Source organism: Streptomyces sp. TP-A0356 (assembly GCF_001417775.1).
Lineage (GTDB): Bacteria > Actinomycetota > Actinomycetes > Streptomycetales > Streptomycetaceae > Streptomyces.
Genome location: NZ_BBZJ01000025.1, coordinates 65,495 through 88,046, shown reverse-complemented (window position 1 = coordinate 88,046; position 22,552 = coordinate 65,495). Strand labels below are relative to the sequence as shown.

Here is a 22,552-nt window from a genome sequence, read left to right as displayed (position 1 = left end):
CCATGACCAAGATCGACACGAGCAGGCCGGAGAGCGTGCTGCCCACTCCCTCCCACACGGTCGGGCCCTTCTACGGATACGCGCTCCCGTTCCCGGGAGGCGGTGACATCGCTCCCGTCGGCCACCCGGAGACGATCACCGTCCAGGGATACGTCCTCGACGGCGAGGGCGGTCCGCTGCCGGACGCCTTGGTGGAGCTGTGGGGCCCGGACCCGGACGGCCGGCTGCCACGGGTGGACGGCTCGATCCGGCGGGATCCGGCGACCGGCGGCCATCTGGGCCGCAACGGGGTGGAGTTCACGGGCTGGGGCCGCATCCAGACGGACTCCAACGGACACTGGTACGCCCGTACGCTGCGGCCCGGCGCGCGCGGGCGCAGCGCCCCGTACCTGGGCGTCTGCGTCTTCGCGCGGGGCCTGCTCATGCACCTGTTCACCCGGATCTACCTGCCGGGCGACGACGCGGCGCTGGCCGCGGACCCGCTGCTCGCCCAGGTGGACGAGGAGCGCCGCGACACGCTGATCGCCGTGGCCGAGGGCAACGGCACGTACCGTTTCGACATCCGCCTTCAGGGCGAAGGCGAGACGGTCTTCCTGGAGTTCCGGTGACATCGCTTCCGTACGACACCGGCCTGCTCGCCCCCGGGTGGGCCGGCTCCCCCGTCGCGTCGGCGACGGGTGACACCGCGTATCTGCGGGCGCTGCTCGACGCGGAGGCCGCCCTGACCCGCGCCCAGGCCTCGCTGGGACTGGCCCCGGCGGCGGCGGCGACGGCGGTGACCTCGGCCGCCGAATCCGATCGCTTCGACCCGCGGGACATCGCCGTTCGGGCCCGCGGCGGCGGCAATCCGGTGATCCCGCTCGTCGCCGATCTGACGCAGGCGGTGGGCGCGGAGTACGGTCCCTACGTCCACCAGGGCGCGACCAGCCAGGACATCCTGGACACCGCGACGATGCTGGTGGCCGTGCGCACCCTGGACCTGGTCCTGGCCGACCTGGAGCGTACGCAGCGGGCGCTGGCCCAGCTCGCCGGGCAGCACCGGGACACCGTGATGCCCGGGCGGACCCTGACCCAGCACGCGGTACCGACGACCTTCGGGCTGAAGGCCGCGGGCTGGCGTTCGCTGGTGCTGGACGCCCGGGACCGGCTGCGCTCCGCGCGCGACCGGCTGCCCGCTCAACTGGGCGGTGCGGCGGGCACGTCGGCCGCGTTCATCGCGTACGGCGCGGACGACCCGCAGGCGCTCACGGCCGCGTACGCGGGTGAACTCGGTTTGGCCGTACCGGAGTTGCCCTGGCACACGCTGCGCACCCCGATCGCGGACCTCGCCGGCGCGCTCGCCTTCACGGCGGGAGCGCTGGGCAAGGTCGCCACGGATGTGCTGACCCTGTCCCGCACCGAGATCGCCGAGGTCGCCGAGGGTGCGGGGGGCGGCTCCTCGGCGATGCCGCACAAGGCGAACCCCGTACGGGCCACGCTGATCGCGGCGGCCTCCCGGCGGGCGCCGCAGCTCGCGGCCACACTGTACGGATCGCTGGCCGCCGAGGACGAACGGCCCGCCGGGGCCTGGCACGCCGAGTGGGAGCCGCTGCGCGATCTGCTGCGTCTGGCCGGCGGCGCCGCGCGGGACGCCGTGGAACTGGCCGAGGGACTGACGGTGAAGGCGGACGCCATGTGCGAACACCTCGCGCTCACCCACGGGTTGATCGTCTCCGAGCGGCTGGCCGCGGAACTGGCACCCGTGCTGGGCCGGGCCCGCGCCAAGGAAGTCCTCACCGAGGCCGCCCGGCGCACCCACGCGGAGGGCCGCTCCCTCGCCGAAGTCCTCTCCGAAGAACCTGAGTTGAAGAACCTCGACCTGGACGACCTGGTCGACCCGGCCCGTTACACCGGCGCCGCCGGAGCCCTGACCGACCGTGCCTTGGAGCGCTCGTGACCGACAAGATGCCGCACCACCGCATCGAGGGCCCCGCCACCGCGCCCCCGCTGCTCCTCGGGCCCTCGCTGGGCACCTCGTACGCCCTGTGGGACAAGATCGCGCCCGAGTTGTCCGTCACCCACCGGGTGATCCGCTGGGATCTGCCCGGCCACGGCGGCTCGGCCCCGGACCTCATCCGGCCGGGCGCGACGGTCGCCGATCTCGCGGAACTGGTGCTGGCTCTCGCGGACTCGCTGGGCGTCGACCGGTTCGCGTACGCCGGGGTGTCGCTCGGCGGCGCGGTGGGTCTGCACCTCGCCGTGCACCACCCCGAGCGGGTCTCGGCGCTGGCCGTCATCTGCTCGTCCGCGCACTTCAACGGGTCGAAGCCGTGGGAGGAGCGGGCCGAGCGGGTCCGCCGTGAGGGTCTGGACCCACTCGTGGAGAGCGCGGACTCCCGCTGGTTCACGCCCGGGTTCACCGTGCCGCGGCTCGTCCAGGACCATCGGGACGCGGACCCTGGCGCGTACGCCGCCTGCTGCGACGCGCTCGCCGCGTTCGACATCCGGGGCCGTCTGGCGTCGATCACCGCGCCCACGCTGCTGATCGCGGGCCGCGAGGATCCGGCCACACCGCCCGCGCACCTGCGGGAGATCGCGGACGCGGTCTCCGGCTCCACGCTGGTCGAGCTCCCGGGTGCCTCGCATCTGGCACCCGCCCTGTGCCCCACGGCCGTCCTGACCGCGCTGCGGGCACACTTCGCGGGAGTGCCGGGGCGCGGTATGGAGGTGCGCCGCGAGGTCCTCGGCGATGCGCACGTGGACCGGGCGCAGGCGCGCCAGACCCCCTTCACCGCCCGCTTCCAGGACTTCATCTCCCGCTACGCCTGGGGGGAGATCTGGGCCGACCCGACGCTCTCCCACCGGGAGCGCAGCATGATCACGCTCACGGCGCTGGTCGCGCACGGCCACTACGACGAGCTCGCCATGCACGTCCGGGCGGCCCGACGCAACGGGCTGACGCCCGAGGAGATCGGCGCGGTACTGCTGCAGACGGCGGTCTACTGCGGTGTGCCGGCGGCGAACTCGGCGTTCGCGGTGGCGCAGCGGGTGCTCGCGGAGGAGGACGGCGCCGGAGGGTGACCCTGCTGGTCGTAGCCTCAGCCGTACCCCCCTCCCGCCTCCGCCCCATGCCTAGGGTGGAGGCATGTCCACTGTTCTGATCACCGGTGCCACCTCCGGTCTCGGCCGGTACGTCGCCTTCGAACTGGTCCGCTCCGGACACGTCGTGCTCGCCCACGGGCGCGACCCGGGCCGCACCGAGCGGCTCGTCGCGGAGCTGCGCACCGAGGGCGAGGCACAGGGCTTCGTGGCCGACCTGGCCTCCCTGGCGCAGGTGCGGCGGCTCGGCGAGGAGGTGGCCGCCGCGCACCCCGAGCTGGACGTCCTCATCAACAACGCGGGCGTGGGTGGCGGTCCGCGCGGCTCCGGCCGCGAGGTCAGCGCCGACGGGCACGAACTGCGGCTCGCGGTCAACTACCTGGCGCCGGTCGCGCTCACCCGCGCGCTGCTGCCGGCGCTGCGGTCGAGCACCGCCGCCCGGATCGTCAACGTCGGCTCGGCCGGCCAGGAGCCCCTGGACTTCGACGACCCGGAGCTGACCCGCGGCTACAGCGGTGTCTCGGCCTACTGCCGCAGCAAGTTCGCCCTGGCGGCCCACACGTTCATGCTGGCCGAGGAGTTGCAGGGCAGCGGTGTGTCGGTGAACGTCCTGCACCCCGCGACCTATATGGACACCGCGATGGTTCGCGAGGGCGGCATCACCCCGTGGAACTCGGTCGCGGACGGCGCGCCGGGCGTGCTGGCCCTGGCGACCCAGGACGTGGGCAGCGGAGGCTACTTCGACGGCACCCGTCCGGCACGGGCGCACGAGCGGGCGTACGACCGGGAGGTGCACAAGCGCCTGGAGGCGGTCACCGGTCAACTGCTGGCGCTGTAGCGGCCGTCAGCGAAGTCCCCTGCCGTGGTCCAGCACCTCCTGGGCCTGAGCCGCCAGCCCGTCGGCCCCGCACGACCGCGCCAATGTCAGACCCCGCTTGAGCTCGGCCACCGACCGTGTGGCGATCCCGTACTCGACGCGGGCCGCGGCGTGCTCATAGGCGCAGGGCGAGGACTCCAGGTACGTGACCGCCTGGGCGTGGAGCGCGGTGGCGCGCTGGCCCGTCTCCAGGGCGGCGGCGACGCGGAGTGCCTCCCCGACCGCCGTGTCCGTGCCGATGAGCTCGGCCTGCCGGCGGGCGGTCGTGGCCAGTTCGGCGGCGCAGCGGGGATCGTCGGTGGCCAGTGCGCGGGCGAGGTCACCCGCCCAGGGTGCCAGCACGGTGTGGTGGCCGCGTCCGGCGGACGCCTTCTGCGCGGCCTCCAGTTCGTTCACGCCCTCCTCGTACCGGCCGACGGCGAGCAGCAGCCGGCCGCGTACCGAGCGGGTGTCGGGCAGCACGATCGTGGACGGGTACGGCGGTGCAAAGCCGTATCGCTCGGCGATCGACCAGGCCTCCTCGACATGCCCGCGGGCGAGCAGGGTGTCGACGAGTCCGCAGGTCGCGGACCAGTACAGGGGCAGTCCGCGGCCGACGCGCTCGGCGAGGCGCAGTGACTCGCGCAGGGAGGTCTCGGCATCCCTGAGCCGGCCCCGCCTGCGGTGGGCCAGGCCGACATACGCGTGGGCCAGGGCGAGGTGGCCGCCGCTCCAGCCGGCGGACTCGTAGGCCCGCAGGCCCTCGGTGAACAGGCTCTCGGCCCGGTCGAGGCGGTCCGTGTAGGCGTACGCGCTGCCGAGCATCAGCAGCAGTTCGATGCCCCACTCGGTGTCGGTCCAGCCGAGCCCGGGTGCGAGGCGGCCGTTGACCAGGGCGCGGTCGCACAGTTCCACGACCTCCTCGGCGTTCTCGCCGTGGGTCATCGCGTCGAAGCCGCGCAGGATGAGCAGCGCGCGCTCGGAGTTGTCCCGTCCGGTGCAGGTGGCGGCGAGTTCGGCCAGCTCACGGGAGCGGATCGGGGAGTCCTCCGCTGCGGCGTGGATGCCCTCCCACATGTAGTGCACGGCCTGCAGGCGCATACGGGAGGGGCCGGGCGCGAGGCGGGCCGCCTCCTCGTCGACGGTGCGCACGGCCTGGTCCAGCTGGTCGTTGTGCAGCAGGGCCTGGGAGAGCCGGTAGACGGCGTCCACTCGGTCGTCGCCCTGGAGACCCGGCATGGCGAGGGCCGCCTGGAGGTAGCCGACGGTGGTGGCGGGTGAGGTCAGCAGCGTGGCGCAGCCGAGCTCGTAGAGCACATACGGGTGGACCTCGGGCAGTGGCGGCTCCAGCAGGGCCCGCTCCAGACAGCGTCGGGCCGCTTCGGGGGCGCCGACGGCGAGGTGTTCGCGCGCGGCCTCACGCATCTGCTCGACGAGTTCCTCGTCGTCGTCGGGGTGGACTTCGAGGAGGTGGCGGGAGGCGGCCGCGGCGCCGAGGCCGGAGTCGGTGACGACCTGTGCGGCGATGCCGTGCATCGCGGTGCGCAGGCCGTCCGGGATCGAGCGGTAGACGGCGGTGGCGATCAGCGGGTGCACGAACTCCAGCTCCCCGTCGTCCCCCTGGTGGCTCGCCCGGTCGGGCTCGGTGAGGATACGGGCCACGCTGAGGAGTTCGGCGCAGCGCGCCGCCTCCTCGCGGCGCAGGGTGGCGAGCCGGGCCACCAGGTCCACGGTGATGCCGGTGCCGAGGATGGCCGCGGCCCAGGCGAACCGGGTGGCCTCTATGCCGAGGCCTTCGAGGCGGGCGACGAGGCCGTGGCCGCGAGCCGATCGGTTCAGGGCGCGCAGTTCGGCGGCCGACGCCTCGACCGGTTCGAGCTGGCTGTCCTGGACCTTGGCGAGGAGTTCGACGGTCTCGTACGGGTTGCCCGCGGTGACGGCCCACACCTCGCGGCAGAACGCGGCGTCGGCGTGGGCGCCGATGGTGGCCCGGGTGAGTCCGGCGGTCGCCGTGGGGGTGAGCTCGCTGAGGGTGCTGATCGGGCGGCGGGCGGCCACGACGAGCACACGCAGATCGTCGAGGCGCTCGCAGAAGGCGGCCAGCCAGTGCAGGGTCTCCTGGTCGGCCCAGTGCGCGTCGTCGATGAGCAGGACCAGCGGCCACTCCCGTTTGGCGAACCGGGAGACGGCCACCACCAGGCCGTCGCACACGCCCTGGGGGTCGGCCTGTCGCTCGCCGGGCTCCGTGATCCCGAGGGCGGGGCCCGCGACCTCGTACCAGTCGCCCAGGTACTCCCGGGCCTCCTCCGGCATCAGCGAGACCAGCGCGGGCTGGAGCAGCTGCCGTACGACGTTGAAGGGGACGGACGTGACGGTCTCGCCGCCGCGTGCCGACCAGACCGTGCAGCCGCGCCGCTGCGCGATACGGCGTGTCTCGCCGAGCAGCGCGGTCTTGCCGATGCCGGCCTCCCCGCTGAACACGAGCAGGCTCCCGGACGCCGAGGACGAGGAGTCGGCGCACAGGGCGTCGACCGCCTCGGTGACGACGGTGAGCTCCGCGTCGCGTTCCCACAGGGAAGCCGAGGCGGCCGAGCAGGGCCGTACCTCCGTCATCCCGGTACCTCCCCAGGTCGCCCAAACGACGTACGGACACCGAGCCTAGTCCTCCCCGTGCTCCGGTGGAGGCGGGTCGGGGCACCTGTTGCCGTGACGGGTGACACGCGGTGCCCCGGGGCGACGGCACATGCCGCTCACCTGCGCCCATGTGCGTCACGGCCCGTCAAATCCCTTGTAAAGGAAGCTGATTCCTGGTCACGTCGCGGTGGTCGCCGTGAGCGGCGGTGTCGGGAGCGGGGGTTCACCCCTCCGGGTGGCCGCGGCGCGGCCGAGGGAGTCGGCGCACATGTGTGCGCCTTCGCGCCGCCGCTCTCATCCCTCTTTCACGCATGCCTCATACGGTGGGTCCATGACGCAGGTGACACCTCCCGGGTGGTACCCCGACCCCGGGCAGACAAGTGACGGGCCCGCCACCGAGCGCTGGTGGGACGGCAAGGCATGGACGGACCGGACCCGGCCCGCGGACCCGGCCGCCGCGTGGGGCCCGCCGGCGCAGCCGCCGATGACCGACGCACATCCTGGCGAGCCGTACGCCGGCGTCCCGTACCCCGGTGCACACCCCGCCCCCGCCGGGCGGGGTGTGCGCACCGCGACAGCCGTGGCGGCGGCGGTCCTCGTCCTCGCCGGGATAGGCGGCGGTGTCTACGCGCTCTCCGCGCACGACAGCCGGAACGGGAACTCCGCGGGCGCCCAGGGGCCGGGCGGCCAGGGCGGTTTCGGCGGCCAGGAGGGCCAGGGCGGCCAAGGGGGCCAGGGCGCACCCTTCGGTGGCCAGGGCGGTCCCGGCGGTTCCGGTGGGTCGGGCGGCTCGGGCGGCCGGAGCCCCGCGCCCGGGCAGTCCGGGCGGCCGGGGACCGAGGCCGGGTACGCCACCGATCTGAACAACGGCATCAGCATCCCCGTGCCCGACGGCTGGACCGGTGGGACCAGCCTCGACGGTGGGGCGGCGATCGAGTCGAAGGACCAGTACAAGTGCCCCGGTGACACCTCGAAGACCTGCAACACCGGTGGGGCGTACTCGGCCTCGGCCCGGGCCCAGGGGCTGACGGCCACCACCGCGGAGGCTGCGGCCAAGGAGGACATAGCCAAGAACGCCACGGAGTCGTACGGCGGCGCCTCCTACGGCGGGATCACCTCCCACCAGGTGCTGGCCTCCAAGTCGGTGAGCGTGGCGGGGCGGCAGGGCTACCTGGTCCGCTGGAAGGCGATCACCAGCAAGGGCGCCGACGGCTATGTCGAGTCGCTGGTCTTCCCTTCGCCCGCCGACTCCCGGCAGCTCGTCGTGGTCCGCTTCGGCATCGATGTCGGCTCGAACGCGCCCAAGCCGTCCGTGCTCGACCGGATCGCCGAGGGCATCAAGGCGGCGTCGGCGAGCGGCAATGGGCAGAACGTCTGAGAGCTCCGAACAGAATGGGCGCCCGGCTCACGGCGTCTGGCACCACACGCGTGGGCACTGTGCGGCCGGGCGGGGCTCCCCTCCGCTCCAGAGGAACCCCGCCCGACCGGGGGTGCGCGCCGCCCCCGTCCCCACGGTGCGGCGCGAGCAGGCCGACGTCCGGTCATCCCACGGACGGGGCCTGGGTCTCAGGTCAGTCCGAGTGCGGGCAGCACCGCGGCCTCGACGAAGCGTGCGAGGTACTCCTCATCCGCGTACCGCCCCTCCAGGATGGGGCGCACGCGCAGCACGCCGAGCAGCTGTGCGGGCAGGAACTCCAGCGCCGGGTGGCCGGCGGGCACCTCCCCCCGCTCGACCCCGCGCCGGACGATCTCCTGCAGGGCCCTGATCTCGGGCTCGACGAGGGCTTCGCGCAGCGCCTGCGCGAGCTCCTTGTCCTGCATCACAGCGTGACCGAGGGCCTGGAGCAGCTTGGTGTCACGGCCGGACCACTCGGCCGCGGCCCGCGCCACGGCGCGCAGATCCCCGGCGAGCGAACCGGTGTCGACGCCCGCGAACCGCACGCAGCGGTCGGATCTGAGGGCGGCGGCCACGAACTGGGGCTTCGTCTTCCACTGCCGGTACAGCGTCGACTTGCTGCACCGCGTGCTGGCGGCGACGCCCTCCATGGTGACCGCCTCGTAGCCGCATTCGCGGATCTGGTCGAGGACGGCGTCGAAGAACTCCTGTTCGCGCTCGGGCGTGAGCTTGGAGCGGCGCGAGGCTACGGCCGTCTCCGGCGCGTCCGCTGCCTGCGACGTCATGGCATGGCTCCTCGGTCGTGGTCGCGGCTGGGTGGGCCGCTCCACCCAGTATATCGATACGCCAGTGTACCGGTACGAGGGCGTATCGGTACACTGGCGTATCGATGAGCCTTGGACAGGACCCACTCGTCTGTCGAGTGGACCCTGTCCTGGGCTCACCACGCACCACCCCAACGCACATACCGTCAGCAAGGGGGCCGGGGGATGGAATCCCGCGCCGAGCCTGAGAGTGAGGGGGCGGCCGCCATACGCCGGCCGCCCCTCGTCCGTGAACTCCTGCTGGTCGCGGGGCTCTTCCTCGTGTACAAGTTCGGTCGGCAACTGGCGAACGGCCACACCGCCGAGGCCCTGGGCAACGCGCACCGCGTCTGGGGCTGGGAACGCTCCCTGCGTCTGCCGGGCGAGGGCGCCGTGCAGTCCGCACTGCTGCACGGCGACGCCCTCGTCCGCGCCGCGAACCTCTACTACGTGGCCGTCCACTTCACGGCGACCGCGGCCTTCCTGGTCTGGCTGTACCTGCGGCGGCCGGCCCACTATGTGTGGGCCCGCCGGGTCCTCGCCCTGGTCACCGGGGCGGCGCTGGCGCTGCACCTCACGTTTCCGCTCGCCCCGCCGCGGATGCTGGACGTGGCGCACCTGGTGGACACCGGGCAGGTGTACGGGCCGACGGTGTACGGTGCCCGGCCCGAGACCGACTCGATGGCGAACCAGTTCGCCGCCATGCCATCGCTGCACTTCGGCTGGGCACTGATGATCGCGATCGGTCTGATCGTCGCGACCCGGTCCCGCCTGCGGTGGCTGTGGCTGCTGCATCCCCTGCTGACCCTGGTCGTGATCGTCGGCACCGCGAACCACTACTGGCTGGACGCGATCGTGGCGGTTGTCCTGCTCGGCGTCGCGTCGGCGGTGGTCCGCGCGCCGTCGCCGGTATCGCGCCCGGGGTCCACGGCGGTGCCACGCACGGTGCCGTCACCGAGGTTCCCCGAGCCCACGACGGTCACCCAAGACACCTCGGGCGCGCCGGGCACGGCGGCCGGCACACCGACGACGGCCGACGGTCCCGGACTGGTGGGGGCGGGCCGATGAGCGCCACCGTCCTCGCCGTCGTCCTGTCCCTGTTCTCCGCCGTCGCGTACGCGGCCGCCGCCGTGGCCCAGGAGCGGCTCGCCGCCCGGACCTCCGGCACCGGTGTGCTGCGGCTGCTCACGCGTGGCGCCTGGTGGTGGTCGGTGGTGCTGAACGCCTCCGCGGCGCTGCTGCACGTCGCCGCGCTCAAGTTCGGCCCGCTGACGCTGGTCCAGCCGCTCGGCGCGCTCACCCTGGTCGCCGCGGTGCCGCTGGGGGCGCGGGCGGCGGGACGCCGGGTTAGCGCCGTGGAGTGGCGGGGCACGGCCCTCACCCTGGTCGGTCTGGCCGCGCTGCTGGTGACGGCGTCCGGGCCCGAACCCGACGACGCGCTGAGCCTGCCGCAGGCGCTGGCCGTGGCCGGCACGACGGCCGTCCTGATCGGCACGCTCTCCCTCCCCCGGCCTCGGCTTCGCTCGACCGGAGGGACTCCCTCGGGCGCCCGCCCCGGGCTGCGGCACGCCACCGCCTCCGGCTTCGCGTCCGGTGTCGCCTCGGCGCTCACGCAGACGGTGACCGTGGCGGCCACGGACCGTTCGGAGCCGGTGCTCAGCGCGCAGGTGGCCGTGGTGGCCCTGCTGGTCGCGGTGTTCGCGACGGGTGGCCTGCTGCTGTCGCAGGCCGCGTACCGCGACGGCCTCGGCGCACCGCTCGCGGTCGTGACCCTCACCAACCCGGTCGCGGCGGCGGTGATCGGCCTCTGCCTCCTGGGCGAACGCCTCCAGGGCGGCGCGGCGGGCCTGCTGCTCGCCGCGGCGGGGGCGGGCCTGGCGTCATGGGGCGTGGTGACCCTGTCGCGTGCGGTCCCGGCACCGGCCGACACCCCTCGTCCCGAGCCGGACTACGAGCGCTCGCTGCCGTCCCAGCAGCCGAAGCCCGCGGCGGCGGAGCATCTCACCGCGCTGTGAACGACGTCACGCCACGGTGAACGAAGGGCGGCCGACGTACGGACACGCGTCGGCCGCTCCTGCCACCCTCCGGACCGGCCGAGGTCCGGTATCCCTGCCGAAGCGTCAGCCGAGGCCCCGGGAGTCCTGCTTGAGCGCCGTGTCCACGGTCAGCGCCGTGGCCACGACCAGGCTCCGCAGCGGCTCGGGCAGCTGGTAGTGGATCTGCAGCACGTAGTTGTCCGCGGTCGTGAACATCGTCTTCGCCAGTCCCTCCCAGGTCTTCGTGATCCGGGCGACCTCGTTGTCGGCGTGGTCGACGATCGCGAAGTTCCAGGCGCGCCAGTTCTCCGCCTTGATCGCACCGACCTGCCGGCCGTCCGCGTTCATCGCGAAGTGGATCTTCCCGATCATGTTCTGCTGGACGATCTCGCCCACGGCCTGACCGTCCGGACGCTCCACGACCACCCGCGACTTGAAGATCTTGGCGGGCCGGGTCAGCATCAGCTGCGGCTGCCCGTGGGCGTCGCGGATCTCCAGTCTGTGCGTCATGTACTGGTCCACGCTGGAGACGAAGCGCATCGCCTTCTTCAGCGCGCTCTGCCCGATCTCCGTCACCGAGCCGAGCTGGTTGCCGTTCTGGTCGAAGACGGTGTACTCGTTCGTCAGCTCGATCAGTTTGGCCTTCTGATTGACGACCAGCACCGGTTCGGTGAACAGGGTGCCGCCGCCGGGGCCGCTCGCGGCGACCCCGGCCTGCTGCTGCACCTGGCGCTGGACACGCGGGTCGGGAGCCGCGGCCTGCTGACCGTACGCCTGCTGCGACTGCTGCTGCACCGGCGGCGCCTGCTGCGGCACCTGTGCGGCGGCCTGGCCCGACTGGTCCGCGTGGGTGTGCTCGGTCCACCGCGCGCCGTCCCAGTAGCGGAGCGTCCGGGGCGCGCCGTGCGGATCCGGGTACCAGCCTGCAGGTGTGTTCGACTGTGTGGTCACCGAGGCACACTACCCCCAGCGCCCCCGGTGACCCATCGGCCTTGGCGTGCCCTACTGCGTGACGATCGCGGGGTCGCTCACACCCGGCTTCCCGTTCTCGACGTGCCCGGCGAAGCGGCGCAGGAACGACGGGTCGGCGTCGGACGTCACGGTGAGGTCGTACCAGCGCCTGCTCGCGCTCAGGTCGAAGCTGTGCCGCACGGTGGCACCGGACCGTACCGTGACGGTCGTGGCGTGCCCGCCATGCCCGCTGGTGACCTTGAGCTTCACCGTGCCGGAGCCCTTGTTGGTGAAGGTCAGCTCGACGTCGTCGCCGGCGTGCCGCGCGACGACCTCGGGTCCGGCCTGCTTGCCGCGCCCCTTGAAGACACGCAGGAAGCCGTTCGGGCCGTGCACGGTCAGATCGTGCGATCCGTTGGAGTAGGCCGAGTTCCAGGTGTCCGACACGGTCTTGCCCGCCTCGGTGGTGTAGCTCCACGGGCCGTCGGTGCGGTTGCCGGACGTGACGAGGAAGGCGGCACCGGAGTGCCTGCCGGAGGCGAAGGTGAGCGTGAGGGTCCCGGCCGCGGTGTTCGCCGAACCGTCCACCATCGGCGCGTACTTGAGCGGGCGCGAGGGCCGCAGACCACGCTCCTGCTTGGGCAGGGCCGGGTGAGCGGGCGGGGTCGGAACGTAGTCGGGGTGGCGGTTGTGGTCCGGCGGCTGGTAGCCGTCGGTGCTCGGCAGGGAGACCGGCTTGGCGTCCTTGCGGGAGAAGTCGAACGCGGACGTCAGGTCACCGCAGATCGCGCGCCGCCAGGGCGAGATGTTGGGTTCCTGGACACCGAAGCGGCGCTCCATGAACCGGATGATCGACGTGTGGTCGAGGGTCTCGGAGCAGACGAATCCGCCCTTGCTCCAGGGCGAGACGACGAGCATCGGCACGCGCTGCCCGAGCCCGTAGGGGCCGGCCGGGTGGCTGCCGTCGCCCTTGAAGAGGTCGGGACCGGCGTCGACCGTGGACTTGCCCTGGGCGGCGGAGGCCGGCGGGAACGGCGGGACGAGGTGGTCGAAGAAGCCGTCGTTCTCGTCGTACGTGATGAACAGAGCCGTCTTCGCCCACACCTCGGGGTCGGAGGTGAGCGCGTCGAGGACCTGGGAGACGTACCAGGCGCCGTAGTTGGCGGGCCAGTTGGGGTGCTCGGTGAAGGCCTCGGGGGCGACGACCCAGGATATCTGCGGCAGCTTGCCGGACTTCACGTCGGCCTTGAGCTGGTCGAAGAAGCCCTCGCCCTTGCGGGCGTCGGTGCCGGTGCGGGCCTTGTCGTAGAGGGGGTCGCCCGGTCCCGCGTTCTGGTACTGCTTGAAGTAGAGCAGCGAGTTGTCGCCGTAGTTGCCGCGGTAGGCGTCCTGGATCCAGCCCCAGGAGTGCGCCGCGTCCAGCCCGTCGCCGACGTCCTGGTAGATCTTCCAGGAGACCCCGGCCTTCTCCAGGCGCTCGGGGTAGGTCGTCCAGCTGTAGCCCGCCTCGTCGTTGCCGAGGACCGGGCCGCCGCCCTTGCCGTCGTTGCCCGTGTACCCGGTCCACATGTAGTAGCGGTTCGGGTCGGTGGAGCCGATGAACGAGCAGTGGTACGCGTCGCAGATGGTGAAGGCGTCGGCGAGCGCGTAGTGGAACGGTATGTCCTTGCGCGTGAGGTACGCCATCGTCGTCGAGGACTTGGACGGCACCCACTTGTCGTACTTGCCCCCGTTGACGGCGGCGTGCCCGTCGTTCCAGCCGTGCGGGAGGTCCTGGATGAACGCCAGGCCCAGGTCGTCGGCGTCGGGACGGAAGGGCAGGATCTCCTTCGTCCCGTCGGACTGGTGCCACACCGGCTTGCCGTTCTGGAGGGTGACCGGGTGCGGGTCGCCGAAGCCGCGGACGCCTCTCAGGGTGCCGAAGTAGTGGTCGAATGAACGGTTCTCCTGCATCAGGACGACGATGTGCTCGACGTCCTCGACGGTGCCGGAGCGGTGGTGCGCGGGAAGGGCCGCGGCACGCTCGATGCTGCTGGAGAGCGCGGTGAACGCGGCGGTGCCGCCCGCGAGCTGGAGGAAACGGCGCCGATTCACATGAGGCATGAAGGGGTGACCTCTTGTCCTGACGGGGCATGTGTCGCCCGATGATGAGGGAACCTGCGCGAAGGGAGTGTTCCAGGAGCACCAAACGTCAGGAAAGGGTGCGGTGGCCCCGAAGTGAAAGTCGCCGGTACGGCAGATGCGGCGCGGAGCAGGACCTCCCCAAGTCATCGCGCCTGGTCGGATACGGGGCGGCGGCGCGCGGGGAACGCGTTCCGTCACGGATCCCGTTTCCCGCGGTGGGGGCCGCGCGCGGAACCGTTCCAGCGTCGCCGCCCGGCCGTGAGCAGCGGTTGAGATTGCATGACCGCAGGAGCAGCCTGGACACCAGTGCGGTGGATGGCCGATCACTGACTCCACGCGGTACCGACCCCGGACGACAGACGAGGACAGTGGACATGGCGAAGGGGTCCGCGATCCCGGAGGGGCCTCACTCGACGCGCCGGGAGCCGGCGGCGGAGGCCGCGGCCGTGGTGGGTCCGCGGGGCGTGGTGATCGCGCTGAGCACGGGCGCCGGCCGACTCCTGGGGTACGAGCCCGCCGAGGTGGTGGGCCGGAAGGCGACCGATCTGCTGGCCGGGCCCCTGCCGGAGGCCGTGCGGCGCGACTGCGCGGGGCGGGAGAGCTGGAGCGGCCGTGTCACCGTATGTCATCGGGACGGTCACACCCTGTCGTTGACGCTCCAGGCCCACCCCCTGCACAGCACGGCCGGGGACACGTACTGGTCCCTCACGGCCGTGGCTCCCCGGCCACCCGGCACCGCCCCCGCGGAGGACCGCGGCGAACCGGATGCCGCGCTGCTCAAGCAATGGGCGCTGGACCAGCTTCCGCTGCCCATGGCCCTGTACGACCGCAGGGGGGTGAGGCTGGAGGTCAACGCCGCCATGGGGCGGGAGACGGGACGGCCGGCCCATGAACTCCTCGGCTGGCCCATCGGAGAGTCCGGGTCCGGGGACACCCTGCAGGGCCTGCCGCGCATCAGCGAGGCCGTGAGCGAAGTGCTGCGCACCGGCAACGCGGTGACGTTCGAGGCGCACTCGCCCGGCTCCCACGGTCCCGGCCCGCGCGTCTGGCTGATGTCGCTGTACCCCGTGCGCGACACCGCCGGGCAGATCTGCGGATTGTCGGCGGCCGCCGTGGACACCACCGAGCAGTTCCGTGCCCGGCAGCGCCTGGCCGTCCTCACGGAGGCGGGGCTGCGGATCGGCACCACCCTCGACCTCAGCCGGACAGCCGATGAGCTGGCGGCGGTCAGCACGGACCACTTCGCCGACTTCGCCGTGGTGGATCTGCTCGACAGCGTCCTCAGGGACGAGGAGACGGTCGCCGACCCGCACAGCCTCCTGGTCTTCCGTCGCACGGCCCAGCGCTCCGTCCTGCCGGGGTGCCCCGAGTCGGTGGTCCCGCTCGGAGGGACCTACACCTATCCGGAGGACTCCCCGCCCGGGCACGCCCTCGCCGCCGGCCGGGGCGCCCTGCACCGGGCCAAGGACATCCTGCAGTGGTGGGAGACGAGCTCGCCCGAGCGCACCGGCAGCCTCCGCACCTACGGGATCCACTCGCTCATGGCGGTGCCGCTGCGGGCACGCGGGGTGACTCTGGGGCTGGCGCTCTTCTTCCGCCACCGCAACCCGGCCCCCTTCGAGGAGGACGACCTGCTGCTCGCCGAAGAGCTCGGCGCCCGCGCGGCGGTGCTCGTGGACAACGCCCGCCGCTACGGCCGGGAACACGCCACCGCGCTCGCCCTGCAGCGCAGCATCCTCCCGCACCCCGCCCTGCACCACCCCGCCGTGGAGATCGCCTCCCGGTATCTGCCCTCCCACGCCGGTGCCGGCGTCGGTGGTGACTGGTTCGACGTCATCCCCCTGTCGGGTGCCAGGGTGGCACTCGTGGTGGGCGACGTGGTCGGTCACGGTATCCGGGCGTCCGCCACCATGGGGCGGCTCAGCACGGCCGTACGCACCCTGGCCGACGTGGACCTGGCTCCCGACGAGCTGCTCACCCATCTCGACGACCTCGTCCTGCGCCTCGACCGCAAGGAGCCGGCGGACGGCGCCGACCACCCCGGCCACAGCCCGGGAGAGGTCGGCGCCTCTTGCCTGTACGCGGTGTACGACCCCGTGTCCCGTCGCTGCGCCATGGCCCGGGCCGGCCACCCCCAGCCGGCACTGGCGACGCCCGACGGCGAGGTCCGCCTCCTGGACGTGCCGGCCGGGCCGCCGCTCGGCCTGGGTGGTCTGCCGTTCGAGGTCGGGGAGTTCGATCTCCCCGAGGGCAGCGTTCTGGCCCTGTACACCGACGGGCTGATCGAATCCCCGGCACGCGACGCGGACGAGGCCTGCGACCTGCTGTGTGCCGCCCTCGCCGACCCTCCCCGCCCGCTGGAGGAGACGTGTGAACGGGTGCTGCGCGATCTGCTCCCCGAAGCCCGCACGGACGACGTGGCCCTCCTCCTGACCCGGACCCGGGCCCTGGGCGCCGATCGCGTCGTCACCTGGGAGCTGCCCGCCGAGCCGTCCGTCGTCGCCCTGGCCCGCGAACTCGTCTGCGAGCGTCTTGCCGCCTGGCATCTGGAAGAGGCCGCCTTCGTCACCGAGCTCGTGGTCAGCGAGCTCGTCACCAACGCCCTGCGCTACGGCTCGCCGCCGGTCCACCTCCGGCTGATCCGTGACACGGCCCTGATCTGTGAGATCAGCGACGCCAGCAGCACGGCCCCGCATCTGCGGCGTGCCCGTCTCTCCGACGAAGGCGGCCGGGGCCTCCTCATCGTCGCCCAGCTCTCCGAGCGCTGGGGCAGCCGCCACACCCGCTCCGGAAAGACCATCTGGGCCGAACTGGCCCTCACGCCCAATGAACCAACGGCATGATGAGCACGCTCAAAGAGTGTGGCTCCGCCTATGGGCGCAACGTCCCCTCGTTCGCCTCCACTTGACGACACGGAAAGCGGTTCACCACGACCCGCCCGATGAACTCAAACCATTCTCTGGTCAATTCCTTGCCGAAATCGCAGAGTACAGGAAGTATCGACGTCAGCCACCCGAGCTGGCCGAACGTAGTGTTTGCGCATCACCAATTTTCTCCCATGAGCTGGTTTGGAATCGGGCGGTCCACCCTTTGAAATAGGGATCTTCACCCGACTGCCCCGCGTTCGATTCCACTAACTTGCGAGGAGATGGTGAACCTCGCCGCATGACGTGGCATCTGTTGGACCGTCAAGGGTTTCGCGCCCGCCGGTACCAAATTCAGAGGCACGTCATTGTCTTCGCCCGCGCTTGAGCCGCCTTCCGAGCCGTCCGTGTCGCCTGGCGACCGGGCTCTGTTCCGCACCGGGGAAGCCCCTTCACCGCGCACCCTGATCGACATACTGGAGGCCACCGCCACGGCACACCCGCACGCGCCCGCTCTGGACACAGGCCTGGAGGTGCTCTCCTACCACGATCTGTGTGCCGAGGTCGTCCAACGCGCCCAGCGGCTCGCCGACCACGGGATCGGCCCCGGCGACCGGGTGGGCGTCCGGGTGCCGTCGGGTACCGCGGAGCTGTATCTGTCGATCCTCGCGGTGCTGCGCTGCGGAGCCGCCTATGTGCCGGTCGACGCCGACGATCCCGACGAGCGGGCCGCCACCGTCTTCCACGAGGCCCGGGTCTGCGCCGTCCTCGGGCCGTATCCGCAGCCCGAGAAGCTCACGGTGCCGTCCGGGGCGACCGCGGCGGGCCGTCGGACGCCCGCTCCCGACGACGACGCATGGATCATCTTCACGTCCGGTTCGACCGGTGCCCCCAAGGGCGTCGCCGTCACCCACCGGTCCGCCGCGGCCTTCGTCGACGCCGAAGCACGTCTGTTCCTGCAGGAGCGGCCGCTGGGTCCGGGGGACCGGGTGCTCGCCGGACTGTCTGTCGCCTTCGACGCCTCCTGCGAGGAGATGTGGCTGGCGTGGCGGCACGGCGCCTGCCTCGTCCCGGCCGAGCGCTCGCTGGTGCGGGCCGGCCATGACCTCGGCGCCTGGCTTCTCGAACGTGACGTGACCGTCGTCTCCACCGTGCCCACGTTGCTGGCGATGTGGCCCGAGGAGGCGCTGCGACGGGTACGGCTGCTGATCCTGGGCGGAGAGGCGTGCCCTCCGGGGCTCGTCGACCGGTTCGCCGGGCCCGGGAGGGAGATGTGGAACACCTACGGGCCGACCGAGACCACGGTCGTGGCCTGCGCCGCCCGCCTGGAACCGGGTCGAGTTGTCCGTATCGGGCTGCCGCTGGCCGGCTGGCAGCTGGCGGTGGTCGACGAGGCCGGGCAGCCGGTGGCGTACGGGGAGGAAGGCGAGCTGGTCATCGCAGGGGCCGGCACCGCGCGCTACCTCGACCCCGTCAAGGACGCGGAACGCTTCCGGCCCTGCCCCGCGCTGGACTCGCCGCGCGCCTACCGCTCGGGCGATCTGGTGCGCGCGGATGCCGAGGGCCTGGTGTTCGTCGGGCGCGCCGACGACCAGGTCAAGCTCGGCGGCCGGCGCGTCGAGCTCGGGGAGATCGACGCGGCCCTCCTCGCCCTGCCGGGGGTGCGCGGTGCGGCGGCGGCCGTGCAGACCACGGTGGCCGACACCCAGGTGCTGGTGGGCTATGTGGTGCCGGAGCTGTCCGCCGACGGCCGGTCGGCCTTCCAGTCGGACAAGGCCAGGGCCCTGCTGACGGAGCGCTTGCCCGGACAGCTGGTGCCCGTCCTGGTCGAGGTGGCGGACCTGCCCACCCGTGCCTCCGGCAAGGTCGACCGCAAGGCCCTGCCCTGGCCGGTGTCCCTCCCCGACGACGGCGACCCGGACTGCCCGGCGCCCCGGCTGCAGGGGACGGCCGCCCGGCTGGCGGACGTGTGGGAGCAGTTGCTCGGCCGCCGTCCCGGCCCGGACAGCGACTTCGTGGCCCTCGGCGGCACCAGCCTGACCGCCGCCCGTATGGCCTCGGTGCTGAGGGAGCACTATCCGGGCCTGTCCGTCGCCGACCTCTACCGTCATTCCGTGCTGCACCGCATGGCCGAGCATCTCGACTCCCTGGCCGGGACCACGGGCGAGGTACGTCCCCCACGGCCGGTACCGAGGCGGACCGGCGTCGTCCAGTTCCTTGTTCAACTGGCCGCTCACGGAATCGCGGGACTGCGCGGCCTGGTCGTACTGGCGGCGGCGGACAACGTCCTCGGCTGGGCCGCCCCGCTCGCCTGGACGCCGCACACCTCATGGTTGCTGGTCCTCGCTGGCTGGGTGGTGCTGTTCAGCGCGCCGCTGCGCTGCGTGATCGGGGCGGGCCTGGCCCGCACGCTGGCCGGTTCCCTCACTCCCGGCGCCCATCCGCGGGGCGGCAGCACCCATCTGCGGCTGTGGAGCGCCGAACGCGCGGTGGCCGTCTTCGGCGTTCCGTCGCTGCTCGGCACGCCGTGGGCCGCCCTGTACGCCCGGCTGCTGGGCTGCACCACCGGCCGTGACGTCCGGTTGCACGCCATGCCCCCGGTGACGGGGCTGGCCGAGCTGGGCGACGGGTGCAGCGTCGAGCCCGAGGCGGACATCTCGGGCTGGTGGCTCGACGGCGACACGCTGCACATCGGGAGCGTCACCATCGGCGCCGGTGCGCGCGTGGGCCACCGCGCCATGCTGCTGCCGGGCGCCGTCGTGGGCCGCGATGCGGAACTGACGGCCGGAAGCTGCCTGGACGGCCGGATCCCGGACGGCCACAGCTGGACCGGGTCCCCCGCCCGGCCGGCCGAGCAGGCCGAACGGATCGCGGCCGAGGGCTGGCCGGCGCCGCCGACCGTACGCCGGCGCCGTTGGCATCTCGCCTACGCGCTCTCCCTCGCCGCACTGCCGCTGCTGCCGGCGCTGGCGGCCGCACCGGCTCTGTTCACCATGTACCTGCTGGTGCGCCATGTGTCGACGCTGTCGGCCGCGGCGCTGCCCCTGCTGACCGCCGCACCACTGTTCGCGGTGCTGTCGACGACGTGCTGGATGCTGATCGTCGCGCTCACCGTGCGGCTTCTGAGCCGGTCGATCAAGCCGGGGCTGTATCGTGCGGACGGCGGAGTGGCCTGGCGGGCATGGCTGGTGACCCGGCTGCTCGACGGCGCGCGGAGCAGTCTGTTCCCCCTCTATGCCAGCCTGGCCACACCGCACTGGCTGCGTCTGCTGGGCGCACGCGTCGGCCGTGGCGCCGAGATCTCGACCGTGCTGCCCCTGCCCTCCCTGCTGCACGTGGAGGACGGGGCGTTCCTCGCCGACGACACGCTCGTCGCGCCGTTCGAGCTGCGCGGCGGCTGGATGAGGCTGGGGCAAGTGCGCATCGGTACGCGCGCGTTCGTCGGCAACTCCGGCATCGTGGGCGCCGGCCGGGAGGTCGCCGACCGCGGCCTGGTGGGCGTGCTGTCCGACGCACCGGCACAGGGCAGGCCCGGCATGTCGTGGATCGGGCGGCCCGCGATGCCCTTGCCCCGGGTGCCGGGCAACACCGACCCGGCGCGCACGTTCGCCCCGCCCCGGCGGCTGGTGGCGGCGCGCGCGGCCGTGGAGGTGTGCCGCCTGCTGCCGGTGACGCTCGGCGTGGTGCTGGCCGAGTGCGTACTGCTGGGCGAGCAGGACGCCCTGAACCGGGGCGGCCTGCCCCTGGCGGCGCTCGTCGGCGCTCCGCTGCTGCTGGCGGCGGGCGTGGCGGCCTGTCTGACGGCCACCGGTGCCAAGTGGCTCCTGGTGGGCCGGTTCCGGCCGGGCGAGCGCCCGCTGTGGTCGTCGTTCGTGTGGCGCAACGAACTGTTCGACACGTTCGTGGAGTCCCTGGCCGTGCCATGGGCGGTGCGGTCCTTCCTGGGGACGCCGGCACTCAACTGGTGGCTGCGAAGCCTCGGTACCCGCATCGGACGCGGGGTGTGGTGCGACAGCTACTGGCTGCCGGAGACCGATCTCATCACCCTCGGCGACGCGGTCAGCGTCAACCGCGGCTGCGTACTGCAGACGCACCTGTTCCACGACCGCATCATGCGGATGGACACCGTGCACCTGGCCGCGGGGGCCTCCCTGGGACCGCACAGCATCACCCTGCCCGGTACCGCGATCGGCACCGGCACATCGATCGGCGCGTCCTCGCTCGTGATGCGGGGAGAGACCGTGCCCGACGCAACGCGCTGGGCCGGCAACCCCATCGCGGGCGCGCCCGCAGCCCGCCCCGCCACCCCGCTCGCCGGGGGTGAAGCGGCATGACGCGGTGCACCCGGCGTGCACTGATCCGGGGCGCCGCGCTCGTTCCGCTCGCGGCAACGGCCGCGGACCAGATGCTGAGGTCGGCCGATCGCTACTTCGCAAGCCATGGATCGTACGATCACCACACCGTCTCCTACGACCTGCGTCTGGCCTACGACCCGTCCAGCGGCATGCTGGACGGCCGGGCACGCATCCGTGCGGTGGCCGACCGGCCACTGCGACGGGTGGAGCTTGATCTCGCCCGGCTGACGGTGCACACCGCCCGGGTCGACGGGGTCGGGGTCCACGTCAGGCAGAGGCAGCACAAGCTGTTCCTGACGACCCCGCGCCTGCTGGCGGCGGGTACGCCCTTCACCGTGGAGGTCGGCTACGGTGGCCGGCCGGAACCCGTGCACACGCCGTTCGGCTCCATCGGCTGGGACCGCACCGGCGACGAGCACAACGGAACGCTGGTGGCGGCCCAGCCACTCGGCGCCCCCTCCTGGTTCCCGTGCAACGACCGCCCGGACGACAAGGCCGAGTTCACCTTCCGGGTGACCGTGCCCGACGGCCACCACGCCCTCGCCAACGGAACACTGCGGGAGCGGCGCGGCAACGGATCCACCGAGTGCTGGACGTACCACCACCCCGGCCCCATGTCCCCCTACCTCGCCGCCGTGTACACCGGCCGATTCAGCCACGACAGCTGGCAGGCCCGGGACAGCGCGACCGGCCGGATCGTCACCGGGCGCAACTCCTACCCCACCTCCCTTGCGGAGCAGGCGCGTTACGATCTGGCGCGCCAGCCGCAGATGCTCGGCGCGTTCACCGGCTGGTTCGGCCCGTACCCCTTCGAGTCCTACGGCGCGGTGGTCGTGGACGCGGAACTGGACGAGCCCGTGGAGAACCAGACGCTGTCCGTCTTCGGCAGCAACCACATCGACGGCGCGCGGGGCTGGGAGACGCTCGTCGCCCATGAACTCGCCCACCAGTGGTTCGGCAACAGCGTGAGCCTGCGGGACTGGCGGGACATCTGGCTCAACGAGGGCTTCGCCACCTACTGCGAGTGGCTCTGGTCCGAGCACATCGGCGAGGACACGGCCGACATGATCGCCCGGGAGGAGTGGGGCTACCTCGAAGGGAACGCGCAGGACCTGCGGATCGCCGACCCCGGTGAGCGCCGTATCTTCGACGACCGCATCTACACCCGCGGCGCGTGCGCGCTCCATGCGCTGCGTCTCACGATGGGCGACGACCGCTTCTTCGCCATGATGCGCGCCTGGCACGACGAGCACCGTGGTGCCAGTGCCGGCACCGCCGCCTTCCTCGCCCACGCCGAGCGGTACGCGCCCCGCACGGCCGAGCCTTTGCTGCGCGCCTGGCTGTACGAGAAGACCTTGCCGTCACTGCCCCACGCCCGGCCCGAGAGTGAAGAGGCCTGAGCTCTTCCTTCTGGGACGGGCAGGCTCCGGGGTGCCGCGTCAAGGGCTCGTCGGC

The 22,552-nt window shown here is 72.6% G+C and carries 14 protein-coding genes and 2 pseudogenes; 12 read left to right on the top strand and 4 right to left on the bottom strand.

The window, feature by feature from the left end; all coding sequences use genetic code 11:
* Positions 1-2 precede the first annotated feature (2 nt).
* The 4 genes from pcaG (at position 3) to ASC56_RS26725 (ending at position 3,916) form a co-directional block, all read left to right on the top strand.
* Positions 3-608: a protocatechuate 3,4-dioxygenase subunit alpha gene (pcaG, locus tag ASC56_RS26740; RefSeq protein ID WP_055494114.1), complete on the top strand. Its 606-nt coding sequence runs from the start codon at positions 3-5 to the stop codon at positions 606-608.
* The gene (gene pcaB, locus ASC56_RS26735) at positions 605-1,936 is read left to right on the top strand and encodes a 3-carboxy-cis,cis-muconate cycloisomerase (RefSeq protein WP_055494113.1); all 1,332 of its coding nucleotides are present in this window, start codon (positions 605-607) and stop codon (positions 1,934-1,936) included. Before pcaG ends, pcaB begins: the two co-directional genes overlap by 4 nt.
* Before the next feature lie 8 nt (positions 1,937-1,944).
* A complete protein-coding gene (pcaD, locus tag ASC56_RS26730; protein WP_371330302.1) occupies positions 1,945-3,060 on the top strand; it encodes a 3-oxoadipate enol-lactonase in 1,116 nt (371 codons plus the stop codon).
* Between the two features lie 64 nt (positions 3,061-3,124).
* Complete coding sequence (locus tag ASC56_RS26725; RefSeq protein WP_055494111.1) at positions 3,125-3,916, top strand: SDR family NAD(P)-dependent oxidoreductase; 792 nt, start codon at positions 3,125-3,127, stop codon at positions 3,914-3,916.
* A gap of 6 nt (positions 3,917-3,922) precedes the next feature.
* Here the strand turns inward: ASC56_RS26725 and ASC56_RS26720 are convergent, their stop codons facing one another.
* Positions 3,923-6,547 carry an AAA family ATPase gene (locus ASC56_RS26720; protein ID WP_055494110.1) on the bottom strand — a complete coding sequence of 875 codons (2,625 nt, stop codon included), beginning with the start codon at positions 6,545-6,547 and terminating at the stop codon, positions 3,923-3,925.
* A 352-nt stretch (positions 6,548-6,899) separates the two neighbouring features.
* Here ASC56_RS26720 and ASC56_RS26715 point away from each other — a divergent pair, with 352 nt between their 5' ends.
* Complete coding sequence (locus ASC56_RS26715) at positions 6,900-7,946, top strand: DUF2510 domain-containing protein (RefSeq protein WP_055494109.1); 1,047 nt, start codon at positions 6,900-6,902, stop codon at positions 7,944-7,946.
* Positions 7,947-8,134: 188 nt separating this feature from the next.
* Here the strand turns inward: ASC56_RS26715 and ASC56_RS26710 are convergent, their stop codons facing one another.
* Positions 8,135-8,749 carry a TetR/AcrR family transcriptional regulator gene (locus ASC56_RS26710; RefSeq protein WP_055494108.1) on the bottom strand — a complete coding sequence of 205 codons (615 nt, stop codon included), beginning with the start codon at positions 8,747-8,749 and terminating at the stop codon, positions 8,135-8,137.
* Positions 8,750-8,953: 204 nt separating this feature from the next.
* Between ASC56_RS26710 and ASC56_RS26705 the strand changes: the two genes are divergently transcribed.
* Both ASC56_RS26705 and ASC56_RS26700 read left to right on the top strand, forming a co-directional pair.
* Complete coding sequence (locus ASC56_RS26705) at positions 8,954-9,835, top strand: phosphatase PAP2 family protein (protein ID WP_079102713.1); 882 nt, start codon at positions 8,954-8,956, stop codon at positions 9,833-9,835.
* Positions 9,832-10,782 carry a DMT family transporter gene (locus ASC56_RS26700; RefSeq protein WP_055494107.1) on the top strand — a complete coding sequence of 317 codons (951 nt, stop codon included), beginning with the start codon at positions 9,832-9,834 and terminating at the stop codon, positions 10,780-10,782. The genes ASC56_RS26705 and ASC56_RS26700 overlap by 4 nt, the downstream gene beginning before the upstream one ends.
* A gap of 105 nt (positions 10,783-10,887) precedes the next feature.
* Here ASC56_RS26700 and ASC56_RS26695 read toward each other — a convergent pair whose 3' ends face one another.
* Both ASC56_RS26695 and ASC56_RS26690 read right to left on the bottom strand, forming a co-directional pair.
* Positions 10,888-11,754 (bottom strand): phospholipid scramblase-related protein, encoded by an 867-nt coding sequence (locus tag ASC56_RS26695; protein ID WP_055494106.1) that lies wholly within the window; start codon positions 11,752-11,754, stop codon positions 10,888-10,890.
* A 51-nt stretch (positions 11,755-11,805) separates the two neighbouring features.
* On the bottom strand, positions 11,806-13,857 hold the full coding sequence (locus ASC56_RS26690) for a phosphocholine-specific phospholipase C (RefSeq protein WP_055494105.1): 2,052 nt from the start codon (positions 13,855-13,857) through the stop codon (positions 11,806-11,808).
* A gap of 29 nt (positions 13,858-13,886) precedes the next feature.
* Here ASC56_RS26690 and ASC56_RS43175 point away from each other — a divergent pair.
* From ASC56_RS43175 to ASC56_RS26675, 5 genes and pseudogenes are all read left to right on the top strand, one after another.
* Positions 13,887-14,570 (top strand): annotated as a pseudogene (locus tag ASC56_RS43175) (PAS domain S-box protein); the annotation flags it as partial.
* Positions 14,571-14,591: 21 nt separating this feature from the next.
* Positions 14,592-14,996: pseudogene (locus ASC56_RS43170) on the top strand (PAS domain-containing protein); the annotation flags it as partial.
* Positions 14,991-16,721, top strand: a complete 1,731-nt coding sequence (locus tag ASC56_RS26685; protein WP_371330301.1) for a SpoIIE family protein phosphatase — start codon at positions 14,991-14,993, stop codon at positions 16,719-16,721. The pseudogene ASC56_RS43170 and the gene ASC56_RS26685, both read left to right, overlap by 6 nt.
* A 428-nt stretch (positions 16,722-17,149) precedes the next feature.
* Positions 17,150-21,076, top strand: coding sequence for a Pls/PosA family non-ribosomal peptide synthetase (locus ASC56_RS26680; protein WP_055494103.1), 3,927 nt, complete (start codon positions 17,150-17,152; stop codon positions 21,074-21,076).
* Positions 21,073-22,497: a M1 family metallopeptidase gene (locus ASC56_RS26675; protein ID WP_055494102.1), complete on the top strand. Its 1,425-nt coding sequence runs from the start codon at positions 21,073-21,075 to the stop codon at positions 22,495-22,497. The genes ASC56_RS26680 and ASC56_RS26675 overlap by 4 nt, the downstream gene beginning before the upstream one ends.
* Positions 22,498-22,552: the final 55 nt, after the last annotated feature.

Excerpts from the sequence above, each read along its gene's own strand:
- ASC56_RS26700 (WP_055494107.1), top strand. The coding sequence starts at position 9,832 with ATGAGCGCCACCGTCCTCGCCGTCGTCCTGTCCCTGTTCTCCGCCGTC.
- ASC56_RS26720 (WP_055494110.1), bottom strand. The coding sequence starts at position 6,547 with ATGACGGAGGTACGGCCCTGCTCGGCCGCCTCGGCTTCCCTGTGGGAA.
- pcaD (WP_371330302.1), top strand. The coding sequence starts at position 1,945 with ATGCCGCACCACCGCATCGAGGGCCCCGCCACCGCGCCCCCGCTGCTC.
- ASC56_RS26675 (WP_055494102.1), top strand. The coding sequence starts at position 21,073 with ATGACGCGGTGCACCCGGCGTGCACTGATCCGGGGCGCCGCGCTCGTT.
- ASC56_RS26725 (WP_055494111.1), top strand. The coding sequence starts at position 3,125 with ATGTCCACTGTTCTGATCACCGGTGCCACCTCCGGTCTCGGCCGGTAC.
- pcaG (WP_055494114.1), top strand. The coding sequence starts at position 3 with ATGACCAAGATCGACACGAGCAGGCCGGAGAGCGTGCTGCCCACTCCC.
- ASC56_RS26715 (WP_055494109.1), top strand. The coding sequence starts at position 6,900 with ATGACGCAGGTGACACCTCCCGGGTGGTACCCCGACCCCGGGCAGACA.
- ASC56_RS26690 (WP_055494105.1), bottom strand. The coding sequence starts at position 13,857 with ATGCCTCATGTGAATCGGCGCCGTTTCCTCCAGCTCGCGGGCGGCACC.
- ASC56_RS26705 (WP_079102713.1), top strand. The coding sequence starts at position 8,954 with ATGGAATCCCGCGCCGAGCCTGAGAGTGAGGGGGCGGCCGCCATACGC.
- ASC56_RS26710 (WP_055494108.1), bottom strand. The coding sequence starts at position 8,749 with ATGACGTCGCAGGCAGCGGACGCGCCGGAGACGGCCGTAGCCTCGCGC.